Consider the following 21835-nt stretch of genomic DNA (forward strand, 5'->3'; position numbering starts at 1 on the left):
GTCCTGCATCATCGCCTCGATCGACCAGGTCTCGACCGCACCGGGGAAACGCTCGTTCTCGGGCTTCTCGCCCGCGATCACCGGCATCGCGACGCATTCCTCGGCGAACGAGCGGTAGAGTTCGAGCGCCTTGGCGGTCTCGACCTTGGCCTGCTCGGCCGAGGCGTAGGCGGCATGGCCTTCCTGCCAGAGGAAGTCGGCGGTGCGCAGGAACATGCGCGTGCGCATCTCCCAGCGCACGACGTTCGCCCATTGGTTGATCTGCACCGGCAAGTCGCGCCACGACTGGATCCAGCGCGCGAAGGCGGCGCCGATGACCGTTTCCGAGGTCGGACGAACGACCAACGGCTCTTCGAGCTTGGCGGCGGGATCGGGGATCAGCCCGCCCTTGCCGTCGGGGATCAGGCGGTGATGCGTGACGACCGCCATTTCCTTGGCGAAGCCTTCGACATGCTCCGCTTCCTTCTCGAAATAGGAAAGCGGGATGAACAGCGGGAAATAGGTGTTGTCATAGCCGAGCGCGCGGATGCGGTCGTCGATCAGCCGCTGCATGCGCTCCCAGATGCCATAGCCCCACGGCCGCATGACCATGCACCCGCGAACCCCGCTCTCCTCGGCCATGTCGGCCTCGGCGATGACGGTCTGATACCATTGCGCGAAATCCTCGGCGCGGGTGACGGAAAGGGCGTGCTTGATCATGATGCGGGCGGATAGCGCCAGCAGGTGGCGGCGTCACCCCATTCCGGAGCCAAATGAAGTGGCGAGATGCCCGCTCGTTCGCTAGCACGGTGCAGGAGGTTGTCGTGGCGCGCACACCTAGAATTGTTCTTGGGACAAACCGGCTCGCAAACTGGCAGCGATTTCAACGTTGGATCGATGATCACAGTGATTCCGCCTGGGCCTTTAGGGGACTCGGCGACACTACATATGATTTGATTTCGACGATCGGCCGTATTCCGAATTATTCGGCAGCGCGCGAACAACAAGTGCTAGCGGCCTTTCGCCGGCGGGTCCCGCAATTCTCATCCGAGTCCGGCTTCACCGCGTGGGAATATCTGGCGTTGGCACAACATCATGGCGTGCCCACACGATTGCTGGACTGGACGACCAATCCCCTCGTGGCGGCTTATTTTGCCGCCTCGGCGTCGCCGGGCAGTCGCGAATACCGAAAGGGCGGCAGAACCGTTAACGCCGTGCCGGAACGGACGGCCGTCGATTGTCGCATCGTCGCGGTGCGCGTGCGACATACCCGCGTTCTCGATACCGACGCGCTCTCAGATCCCTTCGCCCTGTCCGATATCGGCTTTGCCCTACCCCGCATGATCTCGACTCGCATCGCTTCACAGAGCGGCCTTTTCAGTGTTCACCCCGCCCCCGATACGCCATGGGGCGAACCGATGAGCAATCCCACGAACATATTCGATATATCGGGCAACGATCGCGACTTTTTCCTGCGAAGATTATTCTATCTGGGCGTCGATCCGCTATATTTGATGGGCGGGCTGGATGGTCTTGGAGCGCGGTCGGCTTGGCAGGCGCGGCAAGGGATCGGCCTAGGAGCGATCGTATGAGCGTGCTACGAAAATTTGTGCCGCAGAATGGAGAGGATACCGCCAGAATTATCGATTGCATCAACCGCCTGGATCAAGACGATCTCAATCGTTTCCATGCGTGGGACGATCTTGCAGATCTTTCATCTGGCACCATTTTCGAAGCAATCGACGGTGATCCCGATAGCGTTGTGCTGGATACCGATGGAAATTTTGAAGCCGTAGCGTCGATCTACGTTACCTTGGTCTATGGATCTGGTACCGACCAAGATACGATGAGCGATGAATATTTGGCTTCCATCAATGGCAGATTGACCGATGACGGTCCAGAGATAGACGTGATCTCGGTCGATACCTCGTCATTTTATGAATAGAAGAGGCGACGCCGGCTAACTTTTACCGGTTCGTCAGGCGACTTGTCACGCCCTCGTGCGACGCGCATGGCGACGCGATGGGGGCGACGACAGCGGCCAGCAACGATCGCGTGATGCTCGGCATCGCGATGCGGCTGCTCGCGGTGTTCCTGCTGTCGAGCCTGTCGGCACTGATCAAGATTGCCGAGGTGCGCGGCGCCAATCTCGCCGAGATCATGTTCTTCCGTCAGGGCAGCGCGGTCCCGGTCGTGCTCGCCTATATGATGATCGCCGGCCCGGGCCTGAGCGCGATCAGGCCGCGGGCGTTCCGCGGCCAGGTGATCCGCGCGGCGACCGGGCTGACCGGGATGGTGTTCAATTTCGGCGCGTTGCTGCTCCTTCCGCTGGCCGAGGCGACGACGCTCAGCTTCACCGTCCCGATCTTCGCGACGATCCTGGGCGCGCTGGTGCTCCAGGAGCCGACCGGCCGGCATCGTTGGGGCGCAGTCGTGATCGGGTTCGTCGGCGTGCTGATCGTGACGCACCCGGGCAGCGGGCATGTCCCGCTGGGTGGCGCGCTGGTGGGGCGGACGTCGGCAATATTCGTCGCGGTGGTCGCGATCCAATTGCGCCAGATCGGCAAGATCGATCATCCGGTGACGACCGTGTTCTGGTTCTCCTTGCTGTCGATGGGCCCGATGGGGCTGATCTATCCGTTCTTCGCGCACGCGCATGACGCGATCACCTTCGCGGTGCTGATCGCGATGGGGCTGGTCGGCGGGCTGGCGCAGATCGCGTTCACCGCCGCGCTCAAATACGCGCCGGTCTCGGCAGTGATGCCGATGGATTATTCGAGCCTGATCTGGGCGACGCTCTATGGCTGGATATTGTTCGACATGCTGCCGACGCCCTGGACCTGGGTCGGGGCGCCGGTGATCGTCGCGAGCGGCCTCTACATCGCTTGGCGCGAGCACCGCGTCGCGCGGCGCCCGCAGGTCCGCGAGGCGATCGCCGATTAGCTCCGCGACATCGCGCCGGCGCGCGTCTCCGCCAGCAGCCGCTTCGCGCGCAGGAACATCTCGAGCCGCGTCGTGGCGAACATGCCGAGCGCGAAGGCCAGGGCCGCGTCGGTCACCAGCATGACGTCGAAGCCCAGTGCCTTTCCTTCCCCCTGTGCGAGATATTTGATCGCGAAGATCGCCAGCAGGAACAGGATCGCCCAGGGCGATCCCTTCTGATTGAGCGCATGCGTTTCCGGGTCGACATGGATGTGCATCAGCCGCCCGCGCTGCCAGCCGAACGCCGCCCCGATCATCAGCGCGACCGCGGAGGCGATCCACGCCGCCGGCGTCGGCGGCCGCACCGCGAAATTGGCCCCGACGAGCACCAGATAGATCGCCGGCACCACCCAGAGCATTTCGAGCTTGAGCGGCCGCATCTGCGACATCCGCCGGGCGCGCAGCGCGAAGATCACGCCGAACAGCGCGATCGGAATCAGATAGTGCAGGATTCCATTGGGTTGAACGACCTGGCCTTGCATTGCGAACCCCCGGTGAAGACGCGCGCGTATTAACAGGGCAAAAGCACCCCGAAGCCAGTCATATTCGGATATTGTTGCGGTTATCCGATCGAGCCGCGCGGCGGCGGCTCGATCGGTTCGGCTCCGCCTTATTCCGCCGCTTGCGCCAGCTCCGGATCCTTCCACACCAGCACCGGCTTGCGCGCCGCGAGCGTCTCGTCGAGGCGCCGGCGCGGCGCGAAATGCGGCGCCGAGCGCAACGATTCGTCGCCCGCCTTGGCACGTTCGGCGACCGAGCGCAGCGCGCCGATGAACTGGTCGAGCGCCGCCTTCGATTCGGTCTCGGTCGGCTCGACCAGCATCGCGCCATGGACGACGAGCGGGAAATACATCGTCATCGGATGATAACCCTCGTCGATCAGCCCCTTGGCGATGTCGATCGTCGAGAAGCCCTCGGGCAGGCCCTCATCGGAGAAGATCGCCTCGTGCATGCACGGCCCCGAGCCGGCGAACGGCGCGTCGAGCGTGTTCTCCAGGCTGCGCAGGACATAGTTCGCGTTGAGCACCGAATCCTCGGCGACCTGGCGCAGGCCGTCGGCGCCGTGGCTGAGGATATAGGTCAGTGCGCGGGTGAACATGCCCATCTGGCCGTTGAACGCGACCATCCGGCCGAAGCTCTTGCCGTGATGCTCGCCCGCCGTCTCTTCCTCGACCAGCGCGAAATGATCGCCCTGCTTCTCGACGAACGGCAGCGGCGCGAACGGCGTCAGCGCTTCGGAGAACACCACCGGTCCCGCGCCCGGCCCGCCGCCGCCATGCGGGGTCGAGAAGGTCTTGTGCAGGTTGATGTGCATCGCATCGACGCCGAGATCGCCCGGGCGCACGCGTCCGACGATCGCGTTGAAATTGGCCCCGTCGCAATAGACGTAGCCGCCGACCGCATGGACCGCGTCCGAGATCGTGCGCATCTCGCGCTCGAACAGGCCGCAGGTATTGGGGTTGGTGATCATCACGCCCGCGACATCGGGCCCGAGCCGGGCCTTGAGCGCGGCGACGTCGACGCGACCGTCGGCGGTCGCGGGAATGTCCTCGACACTGTAGCCGGCAAAGGCGGCAGTCGCGGGGTTGGTGCCGTGCGCCGATTCGGGAACCAGGATGACCTTGCGCTGCCCCTCACCCTTCGCCTCGAGCGCGGCCTTGATCGCCAGGATACCGCAGAGCTCGCCATGCGCGCCGGCCTTGGGGCTCATCGCCACCGAATGCATGCCGGTCAGCGTCACCAGCCAGTGCGCGAGCTGGTGGATCACCTCGAACGCGCCCTGCACGGTGTCGACTGGCTGCAGCGGGTGGACGTCGGCGAAGCCGGGAAGCCGCGCCATCTTCTCGTTAAGGCGCGGATTGTGCTTCATCGTGCACGATCCGAGCGGGAACAGGCCGAGGTCGATGGCGTAATTCTGGCGGCTGAGGCGCGTATAGTGCCGCACTGCCTCGGGCTCGGAGAGACCCGGCAGGCCGATCGGCGCGCTACGCGCGAGACCGCCCAGCCGCGAGGCGACCTTGGCCGGCTCGGCGACTTCGACGCCGGTCGTCTCGGTCGAGCCGATCTCGAAGATCAGCGCCTCTTCGAGCATCAGCGCGCGGTTGCCGGTGAAGGTGCCGGTCGCGCTCTCGCCAGCTTCGGGGCTTGTCGGACGCCAGCCGCTCTGGTGGATGTTGCTCATGACAGCGCCTCCTGGAGCGCGGAGGCAAGCGTCTCGACGTCCTCCGGTGTGGTGGTTTCGGTGACCGCGACGACCAGCCCGTTGGCGAGGCCGGCGGCGTCGGGATAGAGACGGCCGAGCGACACGCCCGCCAATATGCCCTTGTCTGCGAGCGTACGGACGACGGGTCGCGCTTCCTTCGACAGCTTCAGCGTGAATTCGTTGAAGAAGCTGTCGTTGACCAGCTCAACCCCCGGCACCTTGGCCAGCCGCTCGGCAGCGGCGACCGCGCCGGAATGGTTGGTCGCGGCGAGCGCGCGCAGCCCCGCCTCGCCGAGCAGGGTCATGTGGATCGAGAAGGCCAAGGCGCAAAGGCCGCTGTTGGTGCAGATGTTCGAGGTCGCCTTCTCGCGGCGGATATGCTGCTCGCGGGTCGAGAGCGTCAGCACGAAACCGCGCTTGCCCTCGGCATCCACGGTCTCGCCGCAGAAGCGGCCGGGCATCTGGCGGATGTACTTTTCCTTGCAGCCCATCAGGCCGACATAGGGCCCGCCGAACTGCAGCCCGACGCCGATCGACTGGCCTTCGCCGACGACGATGTCGGCATCCATCTCACCCGGCGACTTGAGCGCACCGAGCGCGACCGGCTCGGTCACCACCGCGATCAGCAGCGCCTTTTTCGCGTGCGCGGCATCGGCCAGCGGACGGAGGTCGGCGACGCGGCCGAGGATGTCGGGATATTGGACGACGACGCACGACGTATCGTCGTCGATCGCCGCGATCAGCGCGTCGATATCCGTCTCCGCCGACAACGTCGGCAGCGATGTTTCGAGATGATCGCCGGTATATTTGGCCATCGTCTTCGCGACCGAGACATAATGCGGGTGGAGCCCGCCCGACAGGATCGCCTTGCCGCGCTTCGTGACGCGCCGCGCCATGCCGATCGCTTCCCAGCAGGCGGTCGAGCCATCGTACATCGAGGCGTTGGCGACATCGGTCCCGAGCAGGCGCGCGACCTGCGTCTGGAACTCGAACAGCATCTGCAAGGTGCCCTGCGCGATCTCGGGCTGATAGGGCGTATAGGCGGTCAGGAACTCGCCGCGCTGGATCAGATGATCGACCGAGGCCGGCACGTGATGACGATAGGCCCCGCAGCCGAGGAAGAACGGCGCCTCACCGGCGGCCAGATTCTTGCGCGCGAGCGCGGTCATATGACGTTCGACCGCCAATTCGCTGGCATGCATCGGCAGGCCGGCGATCGGCCCGGACAGGCGCGCGGCCTCGGGCACGTCGACGAACAGATCGTCGATGGTCTTGGCGCCGATGACGCCGAGCATCGCCTCGCGGTCGGGCTGGGTAAGGGGGAGATAGCGCATTCAACAACTCCTCCCCTCCCGCTTGCGGGAGGGGTCGGGGGAGGGCCTGTTGGATCAATCGGGAACGAGCAGCGTGCGGCCCGGTGACACGCCCTCCCCTAGCCCTCCCGCAAGCGGGAGGGGAATCTCATCGCCTCACAGCTTGGCGACGAACGCCTCGTACTTGGCCTCGTCCATCAAACCCTCGAGTTCGCTGGTGTCGCTCAAGGTCAGCTTGAAGAACCAGCCCTCGCCTTCGGGGTCCTCGTTGACCAGGCCGGGATTGTCGGCGAGCTCGGCATTGCCCTCGATCACCGTGCCCGAGACCGGCGAATAGACGTCCGACGCGGCCTTGACCGATTCGACCACCGCGGCTTCGTCGCCCTTGGCGACGGTCTTGCCCTCTTCGGGCACGTCGACGAACACGATGTCGCCGAGCTGGCTCTGCGCGTAATCGGTGATGCCGACCGTGCCGACGTCACCGTCGACATCGACCCATTCATGATCTTCGGTGAAGTAGCGCATTACTTGCTTCCTCTGACATAACGGTGGGGAACGAAAGGCATGGCGGCGACGATCGCTTCATGGACCTTGCCGCGCTGGTTGAGCTGAATGCGAGTGCCGACCTCGGCCAGCGCGGCGGGTACATAGGCCATGGCGATCGGCGCGCCGAGCGTCGGGGCGAAGCCGCCCGAGGTGACCTTGCCGACTTCGGAGCCGTCGGCGTCGAGCACCGCAGCGCCTTCGCGGACCGGCTGGCGGCCCTCGACCAGCAGGCCGACGCGTTTCACGACCGCGCCTTGTTCGCGCTCGAGCAGGATGCGCTCGGCACCGGGGAAATTGCCTTCCTCGCGGCGGCGCTTGCTGGCGACGGCGAAGCCGAGCGCCGCCATGATCGGCGTCGTCTCGGGGTCGAGGTCGTGGCCGTAGAGCGGCAGATCGGCTTCGAGCCGCAGCGAATCGCGCGCGCCGAGACCGATCGGCTTGACCTCGGGCTGGGCACAAAGCGCGTCGGCCAACGCCTCGGCTTGGTCTCCCGGGACCGAGATTTCGAAGCCGTCCTCGCCGGTATAGCCCGAGCGGCTGATCCAGAGCGGCACGCCGTTCCAGTCGAATCGGCCGCCAGTCATGAACACCAGGTCGGCGACGCCCGGCACCAGCCGGCCCAGCGCCTCGGCCGCTTTCGGCCCCTGCAGCGCCAACAGCGCCTGCTCGTCCATATGGTTGAGGGTGATGGCGTCGGGCAGATTGTCGCGAAGGTGCGCGATGTCGTCATATTTCACCGCGCCATTGACGACCATGTAGAGGCCGTCTTCCCAGCGGGTGAACATCAGATCGTCGAGGATGCCGCCATTGTCGGCGAGCAGCAGCGAATATTTCTGGCCGTGGAGCTTCACGCCCTTCACGTCGGCAGGGATCAGTTTCTCGAGCTCGGTATCGAGATTGGGGCCGCTCAGCTGGAGCTGGCCCATATGGCTGACGTCGAACAGGCCGGCCGAGTCGCGCACCCACAGATGCTCGGCCATGATGCCCTCGTACTGGACCGGCATGTGATAGCCCGCGAACGGCACCATGCGACCACCCTTGGCGCGATGCCACGCGTCGAGCGGGAGCGTCTGCAGCTCGATTTCGGTTTCGGTATCGTCGCTCACATCAGGTCTCCCAAAACAGATGGCGGCGCGACACCGGGCCCTGCCAGCCCAATGTCCTGCCGCCCCCTCTGTCACGGGACCTGAGAGCTTTCGCCCGGCTCCGCCAGCGTTTGGCGACGACCCGGCTTACCCCTTCGGTGGCGCGGAAGCAGATGCCCCCACGCGCTTTCCAGAGCGTCGCTGTCGACAAACGCGGTCCGTTTGCCTGAGAGATTCCGGGGCGGTTGCTCCTTCGGCGGCGGACTTCCTTTTTGCAAAGGGGCCCGCGCTCTCCCGCGTCGTCAGCGACTGGGCGATGCTGTGGCGTGACCCGACAGGCGAGTCAATCGGCCAAAATCGACCAAAGCCGTCATCCCGGCGAAAGCCGGGATCTCGGGTGGGGCAATACTGCGGGAGATCCCAGCTTACGCTGGGATGACGAGTTTTGCTGGGACGGCGGTTTCTTGCCGGGACAACGGCGTATCAGCGCGTCGCGTTGTACTTGAGCTGATCGTCGGTGAGCTGGAACCCGACCAGCGCCTCGAACGTGGCGCGGAGCACGGCGTTGCGGACATCGGGTGCGCTCAACGGATCGATCGCGGCCGCTTCGCTGCCGCCCTTGCGCTTTTCGGTGATGCGGCGCTTAACCTCGTCCGACAGGGTCGCCGCCGCGCGATCGACACTGGCCGAAGCCGACCCGGCGACGCTCGCGCGTGTCTGGCCGGCGTCGAAATGGACTACGACACGACCGACGCGCTTGGCGACCACGGCGCTGCCGCCCTGCACCACGGTAATGAAATAGGGCAAGGTCACGTCGCGCGGGCCATCGGCGCGGGTGCGTCGCGCCAGCACCTGGAAGGTGACGTTGGTGATGACTTGCGCGCTCTCGCCGTCGTTGTTGCAGGTCGAGCGGACATCGGTCATCGCGGCGACCACGTCGATCGCATTGGCATCGCGGCTGGTCGCCGGATCGAACAACGTGAGGTCGCCGGTGCCCGCCGGCACGCCGACCGTCGGGCACGGCGTGCGCACCGCGGTGACGCCGGCCCCGGCCTCCGAAATGTCGAGCTCGCCGCGGCTGGCGCAGCCGCCGAGGACCAGCGCTAGAGCGATCGGAGCGGCAAGATAGCGGGGTGACACGAGCGGCAGACCTTTTCGACACGGGAAGGGGCCGCGGCACGCGCCATGGCCCCTGACCCTATACATAAGCGGCGGGCACCATAGGGGGCGATCCTGACGGCGGCAACAGCCGTGAGACCGGTCGCGAAACGGTCCGGCGCAGCTCCCCGAAACCGCCTTTGCCTCGCCACTGCAATCGCGTAGAGCGCGCGCCATGGCTTCCGCCCCTAAACCGACACTCGACTTGCTGATCGCGGCGCCGCGCGGCTTTTGCGCGGGCGTCGACCGCGCGATCCGTATCGTCGAACTGGCGATCGAAAAATATGGCGCGCCGGTCTATGTCCGGCACGAGATCGTCCACAACAAATTCGTCGTCGACAATCTCAAGGCCAAGGGGGCGATCTTCGTCGAGGAGCTCGACCAGGTGCCCGACGGCGTGCCGGTCGTGTTCAGCGCTCATGGCGTCCCCAAGGCGGTGCCGGCCAAGGCGGCCGAGCGCGGCCTGTCCTATCTCGACGCGACCTGCCCGCTGGTCAGCAAGGTCCATCGCCAAGCCGAGCGGCTGGTGGCGTCGGGCCGGCATATCGTGTTCATCGGCCATGCCGGTCACCCCGAAGTGATCGGTACGTTCGGCCAGGTACCCGAAGGATCGATGACATTGGTCGAGACGGTCGCCGATGTCGCCGGCTTCGTCGCGCCGAACCCCGAGAACCTGTCGTTCCTGACCCAGACCACGCTGTCGGTCGATGACACGGCGGAAGTGGTGGCCGCGTTGCAGGCCAGGTTCCCGGCGATCCAGGCGCCGCGCGGCGAGGATATCTGCTACGCCACCTCCAATCGCCAGGCTGCGGTCAAGGCGATCGCCGGCGCGTGCGACGCGATGCTGGTGCTGGGCGCGCCCAATTCGTCCAACTCGCTGCGGCTGGTCGAAGTGGCGGAGCGTCAGGGCATCCCGTCGAAGCTGATCCAGCGCGCCGCCGATCTCGACTGGGACTTCCTCGACGGCGTCGGTACGCTCGGCATCACCGCCGGCGCCTCGGCGCCCGAGGAGCTGGTGCGCGAGCTGGTCGACCGGCTCGCCGAGCGCTTCGAGGTACGCGAGCGCGAGGTCGAGACCACCGAGGAAACGGTCTCCTTCAAGCTACCGCGCGGACTCGAGGCGGCGGCGTGAACGCAATCGTCACCCCAGCGCAAGCTGGGGTCTCATGCAATATTCTTGGGATCCCGGCTTTGGCCGGGATGACGGTTTAGGGTCGTGGCGGTCTACACGCATGTTTCGGCCGAGGCGCTGGAGCAATTTCTCGCGCGCTATGACGTCGGCGAACTGGTCTCGGCCAAAGGCATCGCCGAGGGAGTCGAGAATTCGAACTATCTGGTCGACACGACCCAGGGCCGCTTCATCCTGACCCTCTATGAGAAGCGGGTTGACGCCGGCGACCTGCCCTATTTCATGACGCTGCGCGATCATCTCGCCGAGCGCGGCAATCCGGTGCCGCCAGCGATCAAGGATCGTGACGGCGAGGCGCTGCAGACGCTGGAAGGACGGCCGGCCTGCCTGATCAAGTTCCTGCCAGGGGTTTCGGTCAGCCATCCGACCGCGGCGCAGGCCGAAGCCGCCGGTGCCGCCATGGGGCGGATGCACGCCAGCCTGACCGATTTCGCAGCCGTTCGCGAGAATTCGATGGGCGTGCGCACCTGGCAACCTTTGTTCGAGCGCTGCGGCCGCTCGCTCGACGACATGGCGCCCAACCTCCACGCCGAGGCCGCGGCGATGGTCGACCGCGTGGTGCGCGGCTGGCAAGGCGACCATGTCGCGCAGGGAACGATCCACGCCGACCTGTTCCCCGACAACGTGCTGATGCGCGGCAGCGCCGTGACCGGGTTGATCGACTTCTATTTCGCCTGCACCGACGCGCGCATCTACGATCTCGCGGTGATGCACAGCGCCTGGTCGTTCGACGCCGCCGGCACGACCCACCACCCGGCGATCGGCGAGGCGCTGATCCGCGGCTATCATGGCGCGCTGCCGCTGAGCGACGCCGAGCGTGCCGCCCTGCCCGGCTTTGCCGCCGGCGCCTGCATCCGCTTCTTCCTCAGCCGCGCCTGGGACTGGCTCAACACGCCTGCCGACGCGATGGTCACGCGCAAGGACCCGCTCGCTTACTGGCGCCGGCTCAAGGTCTACGATCCCGGCTTCGTGCGCGACTTCCGGTCGCTGGCATGACCGAGCTCAGCCATGTCGAGATCGCGACCGACGGCGCGTGCAAGGGCAATCCCGGCCCGGGCGGCTGGGGCGTGCTGATCCGCATGGGCACGCGCGAAAAGGAATTGTCGGGCGGCGAGAAGTTGACGACCAACAACCGCATGGAGCTGACCGCGGCGATCGAGGGACTGAACGCGCTCAAGCGCCCCTGTCGCGTGACGCTGTCGACCGACAGCCGCTATGTCATGGACGGCCTGACCAAGTGGATTCACGGCTGGCGCAGGAACGGCTGGAAGACGGCCGACAAGAAGCCGGTCAAGAATGCCGAGCTGTGGCAGGCGCTGATCGACGCCGCCGCGCCGCATCGCGTCGACTGGGTCTGGGTGAAAGGCCATGCCGGTCACCCCGACAACGAGCGGGCCGACCGGCTGGCGAGCGACGCGGCATTGGCTGCCGCGAAGAGTTAGCGCTTAGCTGTTATCTTCGACCGGGGCGCCCGGGCCGTTGGTCTTGATCGACTCGATGGCGTTCTTGGCCGATTCCTTGCTCGAATAGCCCTCGGTCGAGAACATTACTTCGCTATTGAACTTGAAGCGAACGCGGAACTCGCCAGCCTTGTCCTTATAAATTTCGAACTTGTGCGCCATGAGGCCCTCCAGTCTTGATGACTGATATAGGTTAACCTCACGGGCGACGAGGCGCTAGCGGAACCGCGCGGGGGTGTAACGATCCCGGTCGATTTCCGCGACGAGTGGATCGGGCGCGGTGCCGAGCAGAAGGGACGCCGCCACCAGCGACGCCGCCGGCGCGGTCTGGATGCCGAACCCGCCCTGCCCCGCGCACCAGAAGAACCCCGGTACCCGATTGTCGAAGCCATAGACCGGCAGGCGATCGGGCGCGAAGCTGCGCAGGCCCGCCCAACTACGCTCGACCCGCTCGATCCGCCAGTCGACGACCTGTTCGAGCCGATCGATCGCGATCGCGATATCGATTTCCTCGGGCTGCACGTCGCCGGGCGCGCTCGGCACCTCGTCGTGCGGGCTCAACCATAACCGTCCGCCCGATTCGGGCTTGAAATAAAAGTCCCCCCCGATGTGCGCGACGTGCGGCGCGTCGTCGGGCACCGGCGGATCGACGCGCAATTGCACCAGCGCGCGACGCAGCGGCTGGATGCCGATCGGCGCGACGCCGGCCATCGCCGCGACCTGGTCGACCCAGGCGCCGGCGGCATTGACCAGGACCGTCGCCGTAAACCTCCCCGCCCTGGTATCGAGCTGCCAGTGATCGCCGCTGCGCTGCGCGGCGGTCAGTGCGGCATCGACCACCAGCTCGGCCCCTGCCTTCTTCGCGCGCGACAGCGCTGCCGCATGAAGCCCGGCGACGTCGATATAGGCGCAACTCGGCTCCCATACCGCCAGAGTCCACTCGGGACGCAGGCCCTGGATGCGCTCGCGCGGATCGACCAGCGACAGGTCGACGCCGGTGTCCTCGAATTGGGTCAATAGCCCTTCTATCAAGCCGCGTTCCGACTCACGGCCGATATGCAGCGAACCCAAGGGCTGCAGGAATCCGCCCGCCTCGAGCGGCGCTCGCGACGCCGCAGTCAGCGGCTGCACGCCGGGACCGCCATAGGTTTCCTCCCAGAACGCCGCCGACCGGCCGGTCGCGTGATAGCCGGCGACATCCTCCGCCTCGATGATCAGGACCTTGGCGTGCGGCGCTACTTCGGCCGCGAGCGCCGCGCCGGCGATGCCGGCGCCGATGATGGCGATGTCGTAAATCATTGCTGGGCCCGGGCCGATAGGAAGATGTCGATCTCCCCCAAGGCGCGATTGCGGACCGGGTCAACCTCACGCAGGATTTCGTGCGCGCTTTCCTTGCCGAAACGAACGACGCGGACATCGGGCAACAGCAAAGCGACCTTGAGCGCATCGCTGGCGCGGACCAGCTTGTCGGCATCGGCGACGAGCATCAGCACCGGCGTCCTGACCATCTTCACCCGCTTGCTGACGCGCAGCCGCCGGGTCGATTCGAACGCGCGAACCACCCAGCGCCAGCTCGGCGGCCCCAGCTTGATCTCGGGCTTTTGCGCCCACCACCAGGGTTCGTCCGAATAGCGATCCGGATCGTGCGTCAGCAGCGACAGCCGGCTGTCGGTAGTGCCGGGTTTCTCGTTCGATTTCCAGGCCCGGCGCTGGGGGTTGCCGAGCCACATCGCGATCTCCGCGACGCGTTCGCCGAAGCTGGCGCTGATCGGCGCATGCAGCCCCATCATCGGCGCGACCAGCACTGCCGCATCGGGTTCGGCGAGCACCTTGGCGAGCGCGCGGCAAACCAGATGCCCGCCCATCGAATGGCCCATGGCGACATGCGGCCGGGGCGCCGCGGCGGCCCAGTCGCGCCAGAACGCCCCGTAATCGGCGAGATAGGTGCCGAACCGGTCGATGTCGCCGACATGCGGGTCGTCGCTCAGCCGTCCCGATCCGCCCTGGCCGCGCCAGTCGAACGACGTGATCGCCCAGCCTTGGTCGTGCCAGTGATGAAACGTCTCCAGATATTTCTCGAAAATATCGCCGCGCCCGCCCTGGAACAGGATCGAGCCGCGCGGATTCGCGGCGGCGGACGGCCAGTCGAAGCGGCGCAATTGCCAGCCGTCGGGGGCGGTCCAGTGCGAGATCGTGCTGCCGTCGGGATAAGTCCGGCGCGCGGTTTCGGAAGATGCCATCCGTGCTGGTTACTTTTTGGAAAGCCATGCCGTCTAGGTCTGTGATCCGATGGGCTGGGGAATTCTGCCATTCGCGCTCGGGGGAGCGCTCATCCTGATCCTGCTGTCGGCGGGTATCGAGGACGCGCGCACTCGCGAGATCGCCAATTGGAAGAACGCCGCGATCGCGCTGATGGCGCCCGCTTGGTGGTGGGTGCAAGGCTATGGCTGGATCGATATCGCCTGGCAGCTGGGCATCGCGATCGGCGTGTTCGCGCTGTTCGTCGGCGCCTTTCATTTCGGCTGGATGGGCGGGGGCGACGTCAAGATGATCGGCGCGCTCGCTCTGTGGCTGCCGGGCCATGCGTTGCTGTCCATGCTGATGGTCATGTCGATCATCGGCGGGCTGCTGACGCTGATCATGATGTTCGACCATTGGCGCCGCAAGGCGCCGGGGGCGGTCGAGACGCCGTACGGGGTCGCGATCGCGATGGCGTCGATGGTCGCGCTCGGTGAACCGATATTTAACCACTTTGCGTAGATTAACGGCGGTCAACCGGAATCATCGCCACAACGGGGCATGAAGCGACATGGATAGTCGGAAGATCATTTTGCTGGTGGGCGCGCTCTTCGTCGCCGCCATCACCGCGTTCATGGCGCGCAGCCTGATCGCCGGGTCGAGCGCGCCGATCGCATCGGCGCAATCGCCCGTGCCGACGGTCGAGACCGGACCCGAAGTGCTCGTCGCGACGAAGGCGTTGCCGGTCGGCACGATCCTGGATGCGACCAGCTTCAAGTTCCAGCCCTGGCCCAAGGAACTGGTCGAGAACGCCTATTACCTGAAGAAGGACGGGTTCGATCCCAAGACCCTGCAGGGCACGGTGGTGCGGTCGGTGATCACCGCCGGCCAGCCGCTGACCCAGGGCGCGATCGTCAAGCCGGGTGACCGTGGCTTCCTCGCCGCGGCGCTGACCCCGGGCATGCGCGCGGTGACCTTCCCGATCCGCAACGAGAATTCGGTCGCGGGCTTCGTGTTCCCGGGCGACCATGTCGACCTGATGCTTTCGCAGACGGTGCCGGGCGGTGGCGATGGTCCGCCGCTGAAGGTCGCCGAGACGATCATGAAGAACCTGCGCGTGCTGGCGACCGACCAGCGCACCACCACCGATGTCGACGACCAGGGCAAGACCGTGGTCCGCGCGATCTCGATGGTGACGATCGAGGCGACGCCCGCGATCGCCGAGAAGATTTCCGTCGCCCGCACCTTGGGCGACCTGTCGCTGGTGCTGCGCCCGCTCGCCGATTCGGCGTCCGAGCTCGACCAGGCGATCGCCGACGGGTCGGTGAAGGTTCCCGACGGCAAGGATCCGGCCGCCGAAAAGGCGATGCTGGCCGCCGCCGACAGCCAGCCCGTCGCCGGCAAAAGCACGTTCGCCACGGGTGCCGACGTGTCGCGTTTCCAGCGCCGCACCGTGCCGGGCAAGGCCGAAGCGACCGGTCCCGCCGCCGCCGCGGCGACAGCGGGAACCAGCGGCTATCCGGGCGGGGTCCCGGCCAACGCCGGCCCCGTGGTGCGGATCGTCCGCGGGAGCAACGTGACCGAGGTACCGCTCGGTCGTGGGGGGAAGAAGTGATGCAAGCGACTATCGTTCTGAACCGCATCGTCGCGGCCACGGTCGCGACCGCGCTGATGGCGACCATGCCGGTCGAAGCCTTCGGCGGTCCGCAATCGACGCGGCGCGCGCCGGCCCGCCCGGCCAAGCCGGTCCGCGTCGGCGGCCTGCCGGCCGGAACGCAGCGCCCGACCACCGAGGTCCTGTTGTCGACGGGCCAGGGCGAAGTCGTCACCTTGCCGGTCGATGCCGCCGACGTGTGGGTCGCCAATCCGGCGGTCGCCGACGTCGACGTCAGCAACCCGCGCCAGATCCGGCTTTTCGGCAAGGATTATGGCGAGACCACGGTGTTCGTCACCTCGGCCAGCGGCAAGGTGATCTATTCGACCAACGTCCGTGTCGCGCAGAACCTGACCTCGATCGACCGGATGATGCGCGCGGCGATGCCCGACGCCGACATCAAGGTCGTGACGGTCGGCCAGATCGCGGTCCTGACGGGCACGGTCGCGGCGCCCGCCGACGTCGCGCAGGCGCAGCAGATCGTCACCGCGTTGCTCAACCCGGGGGTCGACACCAGCAGTCCCAACGCGCAGCTCAAGATCGCGGTGATCAACCGCCTGCGCACCGCGACGCCGTTGCAGGTCAACCTGCAGGTCAAGATCGCCGAGGTCAGCAAGTCGTTCGCCAAGAATATCGGCGCCAATCTGAGCACGATCGACGGCACCGGCGGCTTCAAGTTCGGCATCACCAACGGCCGAAGCATCGCGACGACCGTGAATACCGCGCCCAGCCTGCCGCTCAGCGTCGGCCTGGGCACCGTTACCGGCTACACGATCGATCCGACCACCGGCAAGCTCACGCAGATGGCCGGAACGGCGGTTCAGCCGGGCCCGCAGGCGACCACGCTCGGCGGCATGGGCCGTCTGTTCGGGCTCGACATTCTCGGCGCGCTGGATCTCGGCGAGACCGATGGCCAGGTGACGACCCTCGCCAATCCGAACCTGACCGCGCTGTCGGGCGAAACCGGGTCGTTCCTCGCCGGCGGCGAAATTCCGATCCCGGTCAGCCAGGGCCTCGGCGCCGTGTCGGTCGAATACAAGCAATATGGCGTCAGCCTGTCGTACACGCCGACGGTGCTGTCCGACGGCCGCATCTCGCTGCGCGTCCGTCCCGAAGTGTCGCAACTGTCGTCGGCGGGCGCGGTCACCATCTCGGGGGTCACGATCCCTGCGCTGACCACGCGCCGCGCCGAAACCACGATCGAACTCGGCTCCGGCCAGTCGATGGTGATCGGCGGGTTGCTGCAGAACTCGACCGACAACCAGATCACCAAGACGCCCGGCATCGGCGACGTCCCGGTGCTCGGCGCGCTGTTCCGCTCGAACGGCTGGAAGCGCAACGAAACCGAGCTGATGATCGTCATCACCCCCTATCTGGTGAAGCCGGTCAACGCCAACGACGTCGTGCTGCCGACCGACGGCTACAAGGCGCCGACCGATCTCGGGCGAGTGTTCCTGGGCCGCCTGGGCGAAGGCACGAGTGGCGGCGACCGACCCAAGCCCATGATGGCCGTGCCGTCGACCGTCGGGCCCGCGCTCGGCGCGACCGCTCCGGTGCCCGCCGTCCCGGCCGGCCCGCAGCCGACCACCGATCCGGCCGCCAGCGACAAGAAGGCGCTGCCGCCCAAGAAGTCGAAAAAGGGCGAAGCGCCCGCCACTCCCGGTTTCAGCCTGTAACGCGCGAGGGACAGTCAGACATGCGTACGATCCTATTCGCCACCCTCGCCGTCCCCGCGCTGATGCTCGGCGGCTGCGGCACGCTCAATCGTGGCGTCGACTCGATCAAGCAGCCGGTCGTCAGCCGCACCGATTACGTGTTCGACGCGCAGTCGACCACCGGCGGGCTCGCGCCGGGCGAAGCCGGCCGCGTCGCCGGCTGGCTGGCATCGATGAAGCTGCGCTACGGCGACCAGGTCTCGGTCGACGATCCCAATCCCTACGGCTCGCAGGCCCGCGCGGAGATCGCCGCGATCGTGTCGAACTATGGCATGCGGCTCGCCGATCGCGCGCCGATCACGAACGCGCCGCTTGCCGCCGGCATGGTCCGCGTGGTGCTCAGCCGCGCGACCGCGACGGTACCGGGCTGCCCCGATTTCACGCGTAGCGGCTCGAGCGAGTTCGAAGGCAGCGCGACGTCCAATTTCGGATGCGCGAGCAATGCCACGCTCGCCGCGATGGTCGCCAACCCGCTCGATCTCGTTCGCGGCCAGCCGGGCGCCGAGACCGCCGATCCGATCACCTCGGGTCGCGCCATCGACACGTATCGCAGGGCCGCCCCGACCGGCGGCGGCGGCACGCAGACCAAGAATGAATCGACGGGAGGCAAGTAAGATGAACGCGCCGTGGAAAGTCGCTGGCGTCGCCCATCGCGAGCCCTTCGTCGCCTATGTCTGCGATGAAACCACCGCCGAAGCGTTGCGTCCGGTCGTCAGCGAAATGGGCTGGTCGGTCGACAAAGTGAACAAGGGCGGGCTGCGCAACGCCGTCCAGTCGCTGTCGGTGTCGGCAAGCCCGCAAGTGCTGTTCGTCGACCTGAGCGAATCGGGCGACCCGCTCAACGACATCAACGCGCTGGCCGAAGTCTGCGAGCCCGGCACGGTCGTCATCGCGGCGGGGCAGGTCAACGACGTCCGCCTCTATCGCGACCTGACCGCGAGCGGCATCCAGGATTATCTGCTCAAGCCGCTCAACCCCGATGTGCTGCGCGAGGCGTTCGGCAGTGCGCAGGCGGTGCTCAATGCGCCGCGTTTGACGGACGCCACGCCCGACCGCCCGCATTGCGCGACGGCGGTGATCGGCACGCGCGGCGGCGCCGGAGCATCGACTCTGGCGACCTCCATCGCCTGGCTGATGAGCGAGAAAGGTGGCCGCACCACCGCGCTGCTCGATCTCGACGTGCATTTCGGCACCGGTGCGCTGGCCCTCGACCTGGAGCCCGGCCGCGGACTGACCGACGCGATCGAGAATCCCAGCCGCATCGACGGCCTGTTCATCGAGCGCGCGATGGTCAAGGCGAGCGAGCGCCTGGCGGTATTGTCCGCCGAGGCGCCGATCAATTCGCCGATGATGACCGACGGTGCCGCTTTCTACCAATTGCAGGAAGAGATGCGCGCCGCGTTCGAATGCACCGTGGTCGACCTGCCGCGCGCGCAGCTGATCCAGCATCCGCATCTGATCCACGATATCCAGACTGCAATGGTGGTGACCGAGCTGACCCTTGCCGCCGCGCGCGACACGATCCGCATCCTGTCGTGGCTCAAGTCGAACGCGCCCGGAACGCAGATCTTGGTGGTCGCCAATCGCGTGCCTGCGGGCGCGCAGCTCGAGATCAACCGCAAGGATTTCGAGGGCTCGATCGAGCGCCGCATCGATTTCGTCATCCCCTACGACCAGAAGCTGGCGGCGCAGGCCGCGAAGCTAGGCAAGCCGCTGGCCGAAGCCGGCAAGGGATCGAAGACGGTCGCGCCGATGACCGAACTCGCGACGCGGCTGATGGCCGTCGGGGACGCCTCGGAACCGTCGGGCAAGGGTTCGGCCGGCAAGAAGGACGCCGCGAAATCGAGCAGCCAGTCGCTGATCGGCAAGTTCGCCGACCTGAAGTCGCTGATGCCCAAGAAGGCTGCGAAGTCGAATTGACCATGGCCGCGCCCATCCGGGCCGGCGAAGACAAGTGGAGCGTTTGAGCGATGCCGTTGGTGCCGCTGATCACGGTCATTGGTGGGGCAGCGATCATGCTGGTCCTGCTGGCAGTCGCCTTCTCCGGACCGTCGGTGGCGAAGGCGCAGTCGCGTCGGCTGACCTCGCTCCGCGAACGCCATAGCGGGGCCGCCAGCGAAGCCGCAATGGCGGCGCAGATGCGCCGCATCACCGGCAAGCGCGACAGCAATATGGACACCGCGATGATGCGGTTCCTGCCGCGTCCCGCCGTGCTCAAGAAGCGGCTGGCGATGACCGGCAAGAGCTGGACCGTCGGCCAGTACGGCATGGCGACGTTCGGCCTGATCGTGGTCGTATCGGCGCTGCTGCTGCTGCGCGGCGCGCCCATCGCGCTGTCGTTGTTGGTCGCGCTGGTGATCGGTGGCGGTCTACCTCATTTCGTGGTCGGCTTCTTCATCAAGAAGCGCATCAACAAGTTCAACGCCAAATTCCCCGACGCCATCGAATTGCTCGTCCGCGGCCTGCGCTCGGGCCTGCCGATCAGCGAGACCATGGCGGTGGTCGGCGCCGAAGTCGCGGGCCCGGTCGGCGAGGAATTCCGCGCCGTGTCCGACAAGATGAAGATCGGCCGCTCGATGGACGCCGCGCTTCAGGAAACCGCGGACCGGCTCGGCACGCCCGAATTCCAGTTCTTCGTGATCTCGATCGCGATCCAGCGCGAGACCGGCGGCAATCTGGCGGAAACGCTTTCCAACCTCGCCACCGTGCTGCGCCAGCGCGGCCAGATGAAGCTGAAGATCAAGGCGATGTCGTCCGAATCGAAGGCCTCGGCCTATATCGTCGGTTCGCTGCCGTTCATCGTGTTCGCGCTGATCATGTGGATCAGCCCCGGCTACATGGGCAATTTCTTCGTCGATCAGCGCCTGATCGTCGCCGGCATCGGCGGCATGATCTGGATGGGGCTGGGCGGCCTGATCATGGCCAAGATGGTCAATTTCGAGATCTGAGGCGATGGAACCGCACCACCCCACCCTGCTCGGCGTCGACGTCCTCTGGGTAGGCACCCTGCTCGCAGGGGTCGCCGCCTTCGCCGTGCTGCTCGCGATCTATGCCGCGACCACCGTGCGCGACCCGATGGCGCGCCGCGTCAAGGCACTCAACGACCGCCGCGAACAGCTCAAGGCCGGCATCACCGCCTCGACCAGCAAGCGCCGCGCGAAACTGGTCCAGAAGAACGAGACTACCGACCGCATCCGCTCGATCCTGCAAAACCTGAAGGTTCTTCAGGACAGCCAGGTCAAGGTCGCGCAAACCAAATTACTCCAGGCCGGCATCCGCTCGAAGGAATATGCCGTCGCGGTCATCTTCGGCCGGCTGATCCTGCCGATCGTGTTCGGCCTGCCGATGCTCTATCTGGTGTACGGCACCGACATGTTCGCAACCTGGTCGCCGCTCAAGCAATACGGGCTCGTCGCGGGCACGTTCATCCTCGGCTACAAGGGCCCCGACCTCTATCTCAAGAACAGGATCCAGAAGCGTTCCGCCGCGATCCGCAAGGGTTTGCCCGACGCGCTCGACTTGCTGGTGATCTGCGCCGAGGCCGGCTTGACCGTCGACACCGCCTTCCACCGCGTGTCGAAGGAATTGGGCAAGGCCTATCCCGAACTGGGCGACGAATTCGCGCTGACCGCGATCGAACTGGGCTTCCTCTCCGATCGCCGTCAGGCGTTCGAGAATCTCGCGACGCGCGTCGACCTCGACGCGGTCAAGGGCGTGGTCACGACCATGATCCAGACCGAGAAATACGGCACCCCGCTCGCCTCGGCGCTACGCGTGCTGTCGGCCGAATTCCGCAACGAGCGCATGATGCGCGCCGAGGAAAAGGCCGCCCGCCTGCCGGCGATCATGACCGTGCCGCTGATCCTGTTCATCCTGCCGACCCTGTTCGTCGTCATCCTGGGTCCCGCGGCCTGCAGCATCAACGACGCCTTCCTCCACGGCGGGCATTGATCCTTTCCTCTCCTCCCGCGCGCAGGAGGAGAGCCGGGGCAACTGCTTGCGCCGCCCCGCAACCCGGCGCAGCATGACGCGTTCCATTCCCGACAGGGAGAGAAGCGCATGCTGTTCACCGACGCCAACCAGCTCGCCGTCTTGGTGCTGGCCTTCATCCTCGGGCTCGTCATCGGCCTGCTGGTCGCGCCCCGAGGCACCAAATGGCGCACGCGCTATGAAGCGGAACGCGACGCCCACGCCGCCTATCGCCAGGATGCCGACGCCAAGACCCGCGAGCGCGACGCGTTGACGACCAATCGCGACGCCTATGTGCGCGACCTGGAAAAGGCGAAGATCGACCTGACCGCGGCGAACGAGAA

At 66.3% G+C, this 21835-nt stretch carries 23 protein-coding genes, 1 pseudogene and 2 riboswitches; of the genes and pseudogenes, 14 read left to right on the forward strand and 10 right to left on the reverse strand.

The features are described from left to right. A partial coding sequence (locus ACTHJR_RS18390; protein WP_440524858.1) for an aminoacyl--tRNA ligase-related protein occupies positions 1-699 on the reverse strand: 699 nt, incomplete at its 3' end. A gap of 104 nt (positions 700-803) precedes the next feature. Here ACTHJR_RS18390 and ACTHJR_RS18395 point away from each other — a divergent pair. The 3 genes from ACTHJR_RS18395 (at position 804) to ACTHJR_RS18405 (ending at position 2922) form a co-directional block, all read left to right on the forward strand. Then, positions 804-1571, forward strand: coding sequence for an FRG domain-containing protein (locus ACTHJR_RS18395; RefSeq protein ID WP_440524859.1), 768 nt, complete (start codon positions 804-806; stop codon positions 1569-1571). Further along, on the forward strand, positions 1568-1924 hold the full coding sequence (locus ACTHJR_RS18400; RefSeq protein ID WP_440524861.1) for a hypothetical protein: 357 nt from the start codon (positions 1568-1570) through the stop codon (positions 1922-1924). The genes ACTHJR_RS18395 and ACTHJR_RS18400 overlap by 4 nt, the downstream gene beginning before the upstream one ends. 77 nt (positions 1925-2001) lie before the next feature. Then, positions 2002-2922, forward strand: coding sequence for a DMT family transporter (locus ACTHJR_RS18405; RefSeq protein WP_440524862.1), 921 nt, complete (start codon positions 2002-2004; stop codon positions 2920-2922). On the opposite strand, the gene ACTHJR_RS18410 is transcribed toward ACTHJR_RS18405, so the two are convergent. The 6 genes from ACTHJR_RS18410 to ACTHJR_RS18435 form a co-directional block, all read right to left on the reverse strand. Then, positions 2919-3443 (reverse strand): DUF1453 domain-containing protein, encoded by a 525-nt coding sequence (locus tag ACTHJR_RS18410; RefSeq protein WP_440524864.1) that lies wholly within the window; start codon positions 3441-3443, stop codon positions 2919-2921. The genes ACTHJR_RS18405 and ACTHJR_RS18410 overlap by 4 nt on opposite strands. 128 nt (positions 3444-3571) lie before the next feature. Then, positions 3572-5143 carry an aminomethyl-transferring glycine dehydrogenase subunit GcvPB gene (gene gcvPB, locus ACTHJR_RS18415; protein ID WP_440524865.1) on the reverse strand — a complete coding sequence of 524 codons (1572 nt, stop codon included), beginning with the start codon at positions 5141-5143 and terminating at the stop codon, positions 3572-3574. Then, the gene (gcvPA, locus tag ACTHJR_RS18420) at positions 5140-6498 is read right to left on the reverse strand and encodes an aminomethyl-transferring glycine dehydrogenase subunit GcvPA (protein WP_440524866.1); all 1359 of its coding nucleotides are present in this window, start codon (positions 6496-6498) and stop codon (positions 5140-5142) included. Before gcvPA ends, gcvPB begins: the two co-directional genes overlap by 4 nt. A gap of 135 nt (positions 6499-6633) precedes the next feature. Further along, the gene (gcvH, locus tag ACTHJR_RS18425; RefSeq protein ID WP_440524868.1) at positions 6634-7002 is read right to left on the reverse strand and encodes a glycine cleavage system protein GcvH; all 369 of its coding nucleotides are present in this window, start codon (positions 7000-7002) and stop codon (positions 6634-6636) included. Beyond that, complete coding sequence (gene gcvT / locus ACTHJR_RS18430; RefSeq protein ID WP_440524870.1) at positions 7002-8129, reverse strand: glycine cleavage system aminomethyltransferase GcvT; 1128 nt, start codon at positions 8127-8129, stop codon at positions 7002-7004. The genes gcvH and gcvT overlap by 1 nt, the downstream gene beginning before the upstream one ends. 58 nt (positions 8130-8187) lie before the next feature. Further along, a riboswitch (glycine riboswitch) is annotated at positions 8188-8312 on the reverse strand. Next, positions 8313-8415: riboswitch (glycine riboswitch) on the reverse strand. It abuts the riboswitch before it with no gap. Between the two features lie 176 nt (positions 8416-8591). Then, on the reverse strand, positions 8592-9248 hold the full coding sequence (locus ACTHJR_RS18435; protein ID WP_440524871.1) for a hypothetical protein: 657 nt from the start codon (positions 9246-9248) through the stop codon (positions 8592-8594). 193 nt (positions 9249-9441) lie between these two features. Here ACTHJR_RS18435 and ispH point away from each other — a divergent pair, with 193 nt between their 5' ends. The 3 genes from ispH to rnhA all read left to right on the forward strand — a co-directional run bounded on the left by ispH (position 9442) and on the right by rnhA (position 11897). After that, positions 9442-10398, forward strand: coding sequence for a 4-hydroxy-3-methylbut-2-enyl diphosphate reductase (gene ispH, locus ACTHJR_RS18440; RefSeq protein ID WP_440524873.1), 957 nt, complete (start codon positions 9442-9444; stop codon positions 10396-10398). Between the two features lie 84 nt (positions 10399-10482). Continuing rightward, on the forward strand, positions 10483-11451 hold the full coding sequence (gene thrB / locus ACTHJR_RS18445; protein ID WP_440524875.1) for a homoserine kinase: 969 nt from the start codon (positions 10483-10485) through the stop codon (positions 11449-11451). Next, positions 11448-11897, forward strand: a complete 450-nt coding sequence (gene rnhA / locus ACTHJR_RS18450) for a ribonuclease HI (RefSeq protein ID WP_440524877.1) — start codon at positions 11448-11450, stop codon at positions 11895-11897. The genes thrB and rnhA overlap by 4 nt, the downstream gene beginning before the upstream one ends. Before the next feature lie 3 nt (positions 11898-11900). On the opposite strand, the gene ACTHJR_RS18455 is transcribed toward rnhA, so the two are convergent. The 3 genes from ACTHJR_RS18455 to ACTHJR_RS18465 are packed head-to-tail and all read right to left on the reverse strand — an operon-like array spanning position 11901 to position 14155. Next, positions 11901-12077 carry a YegP family protein gene (locus ACTHJR_RS18455; protein WP_440524879.1) on the reverse strand — a complete coding sequence of 59 codons (177 nt, stop codon included), beginning with the start codon at positions 12075-12077 and terminating at the stop codon, positions 11901-11903. A gap of 54 nt (positions 12078-12131) precedes the next feature. Next, positions 12132-13214, reverse strand: coding sequence for an NAD(P)/FAD-dependent oxidoreductase (locus tag ACTHJR_RS18460; protein ID WP_440524880.1), 1083 nt, complete (start codon positions 13212-13214; stop codon positions 12132-12134). Next, entirely contained in the window at positions 13211-14155 is a 945-nt protein-coding gene (locus tag ACTHJR_RS18465; RefSeq protein ID WP_440524881.1) for an alpha/beta fold hydrolase, read from the reverse strand. Before ACTHJR_RS18465 ends, ACTHJR_RS18460 begins: the two co-directional genes overlap by 4 nt. 49 nt (positions 14156-14204) lie before the next feature. Here ACTHJR_RS18465 and ACTHJR_RS18470 point away from each other — a divergent pair, with 49 nt between their 5' ends. From ACTHJR_RS18470 to ACTHJR_RS18505, 8 genes and pseudogenes are all read left to right on the forward strand, one after another. Then, complete coding sequence (locus ACTHJR_RS18470; RefSeq protein WP_440524882.1) at positions 14205-14675, forward strand: A24 family peptidase; 471 nt, start codon at positions 14205-14207, stop codon at positions 14673-14675. 49 nt (positions 14676-14724) lie between these two features. Continuing rightward, positions 14725-15768 (forward strand): Flp pilus assembly protein CpaB, encoded by a 1044-nt coding sequence (gene cpaB, locus ACTHJR_RS18475; RefSeq protein ID WP_440524883.1) that lies wholly within the window; start codon positions 14725-14727, stop codon positions 15766-15768. Beyond that, complete coding sequence (locus ACTHJR_RS18480) at positions 15768-17483, forward strand: pilus assembly protein N-terminal domain-containing protein (protein WP_440524885.1); 1716 nt, start codon at positions 15768-15770, stop codon at positions 17481-17483. Before cpaB ends, ACTHJR_RS18480 begins: the two co-directional genes overlap by 1 nt. A 20-nt stretch (positions 17484-17503) precedes the next feature. After that, positions 17504-18136 (forward strand): CpaD family pilus assembly protein, encoded by a 633-nt coding sequence (locus ACTHJR_RS18485; RefSeq protein ID WP_440524887.1) that lies wholly within the window; start codon positions 17504-17506, stop codon positions 18134-18136. A gap of 1 nt (position 18137) precedes the next feature. Next, on the forward strand, positions 18138-19442 hold the full coding sequence (locus ACTHJR_RS18490; protein WP_440524888.1) for an AAA family ATPase: 1305 nt from the start codon (positions 18138-18140) through the stop codon (positions 19440-19442). A gap of 50 nt (positions 19443-19492) precedes the next feature. Beyond that, entirely contained in the window at positions 19493-20470 is a 978-nt protein-coding gene (locus ACTHJR_RS18495) for a type II secretion system F family protein (protein WP_440524890.1), read from the forward strand. Positions 20471-20474: 4 nt separating this feature from the next. Continuing rightward, a complete protein-coding gene (locus tag ACTHJR_RS18500) occupies positions 20475-21473 on the forward strand; it encodes a type II secretion system F family protein (RefSeq protein WP_440524892.1) in 999 nt (332 codons plus the stop codon). Positions 21474-21581: 108 nt separating this feature from the next. Then, positions 21582-21835, forward strand: a pseudogene (locus ACTHJR_RS18505) (hypothetical protein); the annotation flags it as partial.

The sequence above is a fragment of the Sphingomonas sp. genome, assembly GCF_051962185.1.
Taxonomy (GTDB): domain Bacteria; phylum Pseudomonadota; class Alphaproteobacteria; order Sphingomonadales; family Sphingomonadaceae; genus Sphingomonas.

Bases quoted from the DNA above. Each gene is read 5' to 3' on its own strand.
- rnhA (WP_440524877.1), top strand. From the start codon at position 11,448: ATGACCGAGCTCAGCCATGTCGAGATCGCGACCGACGGCGCGTGCAAG.
- ACTHJR_RS18470 (WP_440524882.1), top strand. From the start codon at position 14,205: ATGGGCTGGGGAATTCTGCCATTCGCGCTCGGGGGAGCGCTCATCCTG.
- gcvPA (WP_440524866.1), bottom strand. From the start codon at position 6,498: ATGCGCTATCTCCCCCTTACCCAGCCCGACCGCGAGGCGATGCTCGGC.
- ACTHJR_RS18400 (WP_440524861.1), top strand. From the start codon at position 1,568: ATGAGCGTGCTACGAAAATTTGTGCCGCAGAATGGAGAGGATACCGCC.
- cpaB (WP_440524883.1), top strand. From the start codon at position 14,725: ATGGATAGTCGGAAGATCATTTTGCTGGTGGGCGCGCTCTTCGTCGCC.
- gcvPB (WP_440524865.1), bottom strand. From the start codon at position 5,143: ATGAGCAACATCCACCAGAGCGGCTGGCGTCCGACAAGCCCCGAAGCT.
- ACTHJR_RS18485 (WP_440524887.1), top strand. From the start codon at position 17,504: ATGCGTACGATCCTATTCGCCACCCTCGCCGTCCCCGCGCTGATGCTC.
- ACTHJR_RS18480 (WP_440524885.1), top strand. From the start codon at position 15,768: ATGCAAGCGACTATCGTTCTGAACCGCATCGTCGCGGCCACGGTCGCG.
- ispH (WP_440524873.1), top strand. From the start codon at position 9,442: ATGGCTTCCGCCCCTAAACCGACACTCGACTTGCTGATCGCGGCGCCG.
- ACTHJR_RS18455 (WP_440524879.1), bottom strand. From the start codon at position 12,077: ATGGCGCACAAGTTCGAAATTTATAAGGACAAGGCTGGCGAGTTCCGC.
- ACTHJR_RS18410 (WP_440524864.1), bottom strand. From the start codon at position 3,443: ATGCAAGGCCAGGTCGTTCAACCCAATGGAATCCTGCACTATCTGATT.
- gcvH (WP_440524868.1), bottom strand. From the start codon at position 7,002: ATGCGCTACTTCACCGAAGATCATGAATGGGTCGATGTCGACGGTGAC.
- ACTHJR_RS18500 (WP_440524892.1), top strand. From the start codon at position 20,475: ATGGAACCGCACCACCCCACCCTGCTCGGCGTCGACGTCCTCTGGGTA.
- ACTHJR_RS18490 (WP_440524888.1), top strand. From the start codon at position 18,138: ATGAACGCGCCGTGGAAAGTCGCTGGCGTCGCCCATCGCGAGCCCTTC.
- ACTHJR_RS18460 (WP_440524880.1), bottom strand. From the start codon at position 13,214: ATGATTTACGACATCGCCATCATCGGCGCCGGCATCGCCGGCGCGGCG.
- ACTHJR_RS18405 (WP_440524862.1), top strand. From the start codon at position 2,002: ATGGGGGCGACGACAGCGGCCAGCAACGATCGCGTGATGCTCGGCATC.
- ACTHJR_RS18465 (WP_440524881.1), bottom strand. From the start codon at position 14,155: ATGGCATCTTCCGAAACCGCGCGCCGGACTTATCCCGACGGCAGCACG.
- ACTHJR_RS18495 (WP_440524890.1), top strand. From the start codon at position 19,493: ATGCCGTTGGTGCCGCTGATCACGGTCATTGGTGGGGCAGCGATCATG.